This is a genomic window from Pseudomonas sp. GW456-12-10-14-LB2, assembly GCF_002884345.1.
Taxonomy (GTDB): domain Bacteria; phylum Pseudomonadota; class Gammaproteobacteria; order Pseudomonadales; family Pseudomonadaceae; genus Aquipseudomonas; species Aquipseudomonas paraglycinae.
The window spans coordinates 1-4,687 of the sequence record NZ_POHV01000079.1; the positions used below are offsets into that span (position 1 = coordinate 1).

At 43.2% G+C, this 4,687-nt stretch carries 3 protein-coding genes; all 3 read left to right on the plus strand.

The window, feature by feature from the left end; all coding sequences use genetic code 11:
• Positions 1-232: 232 nt before the first annotated feature.
• The 3 genes from C1X29_RS28055 to C1X29_RS28065 are packed head-to-tail and all read left to right on the plus strand — an operon-like array spanning position 233 to position 4,511.
• A complete protein-coding gene (locus tag C1X29_RS28055; protein ID WP_102718936.1) occupies positions 233-1,285 on the plus strand; it encodes a DNA cytosine methyltransferase in 1,053 nt (350 codons plus the stop codon).
• A gap of 12 nt (positions 1,286-1,297) precedes the next feature.
• On the plus strand, positions 1,298-3,283 hold the full coding sequence (locus tag C1X29_RS28060) for an ATP-binding protein (protein WP_102718937.1): 1,986 nt from the start codon (positions 1,298-1,300) through the stop codon (positions 3,281-3,283).
• Positions 3,276-4,511 (plus strand): hypothetical protein, encoded by a 1,236-nt coding sequence (locus C1X29_RS28065; protein WP_146023280.1) that lies wholly within the window; start codon positions 3,276-3,278, stop codon positions 4,509-4,511. Before C1X29_RS28060 ends, C1X29_RS28065 begins: the two co-directional genes overlap by 8 nt.
• Positions 4,512-4,687 lie beyond the last annotated feature (176 nt).

Genomic DNA, 4,687 nt, shown 5'->3' on the forward strand with positions numbered 1-4,687 from the left:
CGGGGGATCTGAGTGGTGTGCTGACGGGGCTTGGAGGCTGAAAAGGGGCGCCGATAAGTAAATCAGTTCATTATGTAGGTACACGCATTTGCGCGGGAGAGGGGATGCTTACAGAAGTTGGAGAAAGCTTGATGTGATTATTTGACTATTCTGGCAGGTGATGTGTTGCTCTCGTTTGAACGAAAGCGCTATCGTGTGGTATAAGGCTGTAATTTTTGGGTAGGTTTTTTTAATGAAGGCTTCAGTCTCCTCAATGGCTATAGAAAAAATTAAGACTGAAGGCAATAGCCTCTCATCTGAAAAACATAAAGTTGTTAGTCTGTTTTGTGGTGCGGGAGGTCTTGATTTAGGCTTCATCAACGCGGGTTTTGAAGTTTGCTTTGCAGCAGATTATGATGCCGCGGCAATCAAAACGTATAACAGGAATCATGCTGGTGATTTGGGTCGAGTAGTTGATCTTTTAGAAACTACTGTCGAGCAACTATGCCAGTCTGTAACCGATAGTTGTGGTGAAGGTCAGCAAATTAGCGGAATAATTGGCGGGCCTCCTTGTCAAGGGTTCTCTCGTGGCAATGTAGGCAGGCACGCAGAGGATCCGCGAAATCAATTAGCTTTGAAGTACGCGGCGATAGTGAATTCTTTTTATCGTAAGTTTGGTCTAAAGTTTTTTGTTTTTGAAAATGTTCCGGAAATACGCGCAAGAAAAAACGAAAGTTTTTTGAAAGGGCTGCGCGAGGAGTTGTCGAAAAATTTTGATATTTATGAACAAGAGTTGAACGCTAGTAATTATCAGGTCGCCCAAGCGCGCAGGCGTCTGTTTATTGTTGGGGTTTGTAAGGATGCAGGAGTTGGAAGGTTCAATTTTCCAGCTCCGTCTACTCTACAAATAAAAGTCGTTAAAGATGTTATTAGTGATCTACCGGAACCAGTTTTTTTATCCAATAAATTGGTGGCTGATTCAATTCCGTACCACCAAAACCATTGGACATCTCGGCCTAAATCAAAACGGTTTGAAACCGGAGTGATGCCTGTTGGCGGTAGATCTTTTATTCAACTTGACTGGATGAAACCAAGTAGGACGGTCGCATACGGCAACCGTGAGATACACGTACATCCAAATGGTAATAGACGTCTAAGTATCTATGAGGCGTTGCAGTTGCAAGGCTTTCCATTCAAGTATGTTCTTGAGGGAAATATGAGTCAGCAAGTAAAGCAAGTTTCTAATGCTGTGCCACCTCCGGTAGCGGAGAGGATAGCGGAGTCAATAATGGAACAAGTTTTGTAGGGTGTAAAAGTTATGGATGACATTAGTAGCGAAGCAGGGCTTTCTGACGATGAGGTGGCTCTGCGTAGGCAGTTGGCTACTTCAAAGTTTTATGATGCTCCTGTCCAGGCGACACTCAAAACGAACCAGCGTGTATTCGCAAGAATTACTGATGGGATATACAGAGAGCCAGCTTCAGCATTGCGAGAATTGATAGCTAACTCCTACGATGCGGACGCTACTGAAGTACGGATTTTTACTGATGCACCTCGTTTTTCAAAAATAGTTGTTCGAGACAATGGGCATGGGTTAGACGAAAATACTCTGGCGCATATTATTTGTAATATCGGTGGTAGTCTAAAGCGTAGCAAAGACGGTAAATACCATGATGTGACGAGTGAGCTAGATAAAAACCTCAGTCCGATGAAGCGTCGATTGATTGGTAAGCTTGGCATCGGTCTATTTTCCGTCTCTCAGATTACACATCACATCGTTATCGTTTCTAAGGTCAAAGGGGATAACAAACGCCTTGTTTGCGATATTCTTTTACGGCCTCAGGCTGAAGTTGAATCAGAGACTGATGAAGATAACTACGTAACAGGTAAGGCAGAGATTACGTATGTGCCTGCGGAGGATCTAGACTCTTCGGGCACTGAAATTACGCTGTTGAACATACGGCCGTTTGTACGAGAGAGCCTGCAGTCAAAGCTTCTTTGGAACGCCATACAATTTCAGCGTGAGGCATCCAGTGCTGATGTCGAAGAGGTTGAGTTTGATTTGGAAGACGAGCTTAAAGATCTTCCTCGAGAGCCTGATTTTCATATCGGCGAAATTGACCCAAAAAATCCAGAAGTATTGATTACGACATCCAAGTTGCCTTGGCTTTCAACGGATGATCCGGTAGATAAATTTAAGAAGTTGGTTGCTGAAGTTGGCGTTTTAACTGCTGACTCTAAGCGTGGAAACGTTAAGCTACTAACCTCTTTAGACTCATATCTTCGAATGATATGGTCAATTAGTCTGTCGGTTCCGATTCAATACATCGAAAAGCATCCTTATGAAGTGTGTGCCTCTGATAATGTGGAGATTTACCTCATCAATAATGGGGGTAAAGGGAGCGCTCCTGAAAAAATTGAACTCAAAGGCGAAGAAACATTAGAGTCCAGATTAGGGCTTGTCGCCAGAAGTGAGGAAAGTGAAATTCCTTTCTCTGTTATTATAGATGGGGTCGAGTTGCGTCGTCCTATATCTGTTGGAGGAGAAGCTGAAAAGGCTAAAGGGCAGTTGATGTTTGTCGGTAGAGCTAACCCCTCGTTAAGTAGCGTGCCGGAAGCATACCGAGGTGGAGAGCTTGAGTTTGAATATTACATGCTTTGGAATAGTAAGGTCGTTCCGCTTGAGCACAATGGCTGCTTAATTCGTATTAATGGTGCTAACGGTACCCTATTTGATTCCTCGTTTCTTGATTATCAGGTTTCTGAGCAGACTCGCTTGAGACAGTTGTCTGGTGAAGTGTTTGCAATAAAAGGTCTAGATTCATCACTGAATATTGATCGTGAGTCATTCAATATTGCTCATCCTCATTTTCAGTATCTAAAACGTTGGATGCATAATGCCCTGCGTCAATTTATGAGTAAGCATAAGGCATTAAGTAAGGATTCCGCTGCTCAGCAAAACAAGATAAAAATTGATCAAGTAAAATCGGATATTGATTCTGTAGTCGTTAACTTTACAAAGAGCCGATCGGTTAAATTTTACTCAGCTACAAAAGTTGGTCAAACGCCGATTCTGGACGAGCCGGGGACGATATCAATCAACAGGGAGTCAGTAGTAACAAAGGCTCGCAATGCAACTTCTACTGAAAAAGCTCGCATGGGACTGCATGAGGAAAAACTTGTGGCTGTCGCAGATATCCTAGAGTCGTATGGGTTGCTTTCTAGCTTAAGTGCAGACGAGGTAGAGCGCCTGATAGGTGCGATTGGCAAAATTTTTCTTATGGATATCAAGAAATATGGATAATGGAGACGAACTGGAAGTCGATCTTGGTCCTAGTGATGTTGCTCATGGCTCAGTTTCCCTTAAGACGAAATTCGCACCTTGGCATAAGCCTAGAAAACAGTATATCCGCAATAAACAATGGAACTATGCAGCTTCGAATCTGATAGAGCATCTACAGCTGAAGAAAAAAAATCGCTCACTTCAGTATTTGAGTCTTCCTGGATCGGATTTGCTCGATGTGCGCTCACTATATACGATCTGCGCGGAGAAAGAGGTCCATTTAAGGTTCATTGGGTTGAACGAAATTACTGCGGGCGACAAAGAAACTACTATGGATCAGTTGATCTCGATCAATGAACTCCATGGGCTGAAATATATCGACCCTTCATCTGATGTTTATGAAGATCAGCTAGAAAGTCTTTGTGTCAATAAGTCCATTGCGCAAGAAAATATTATCAAGCGAGCATCCAGTTATGATGTGATAAATATCGACTTGTGCAGAAGTATGCTTGAGTCTCCGCCTCAAGATAAGCAAAGTAATTATTATGATGCGTTATTCAAGCTTTTGAGGCATCAAGCGGACAATCGTACAGAGGACTGGCTCTTCTTTGTAACCACTAGAACTAATCAAGACATGGTTCATGAGGGCGCATTTCGAAAATTTGTAGAGGGTTTGGAGCAGATTTTCGATGTTGATGAAGCGGTCTACAATAAATGCTGTGAACTAGAGATATTTGGTAAAAATACTCTCGCCGAGCGACGTATTGATGTTGGAAAGATTGATGCTCCTTCTTATAATAATTTGTTGAGCGCAGGTATCGGTAAGTGGGTCTTGGGTGCGTTGACAGGGCAGCCTCCTGCGCATAAATCTAAAATGTTACAGTTGTTTGGCTATAATGTCCTGCAGGGAGATAGCGATTCTTGCGATATGATGTCTTTTGGATTCTGGTGTAGGCATATTCCTAATAAGGCAAAAGACGCATTTGGTTTGGCTGGTGCGGGAGTTAACTTAAATGCTGAAGATGTTACTGCTGCTGTAAGCAAAGCTAGATTGGCTATAATCGAATCTGTATCGAAGTTTATAAACGTTGACGTTGATATGGCTAATGATGAAATTTTTGAAGAAATGCTGCAGTCATCGACAAGTTTGATGAAGTCTGCGAGGTACGATGTGGCGTCTTACATAGACTGGGCGCGAAATGATCACGGTAAGATTAAGACCTGGTTAGCCAACCGAGGTATCGCGTAATTTTCTGCCAAAGGGGGGGGCAGCCCCCCTAGTTAAAATCAAGAAAGGCGACCAAGAAAGGCGACCAAATCAAAAGGGGACACCCATTAGCCGGTCTCGAGTCAAGGTTAAAAGCCACCGCGCCCTGCAGTTTTCAACTGCAGGGTTTGCTCTCCAACTCAACCTGATCGGTTGAA

What these genes read in the sequence shown, in the direction of transcription:
- C1X29_RS28055 (WP_102718936.1), top strand. Translation starts at nt 233, where the DNA reads ATGAAGGCTTCAGTCTCCTCAATGGCTATAGAAAAAATTAAGACTGAA.
- C1X29_RS28060 (WP_102718937.1), top strand. Translation starts at nt 1,298, where the DNA reads ATGGATGACATTAGTAGCGAAGCAGGGCTTTCTGACGATGAGGTGGCT.
- C1X29_RS28065 (WP_146023280.1), top strand. Translation starts at nt 3,276, where the DNA reads ATGGATAATGGAGACGAACTGGAAGTCGATCTTGGTCCTAGTGATGTT.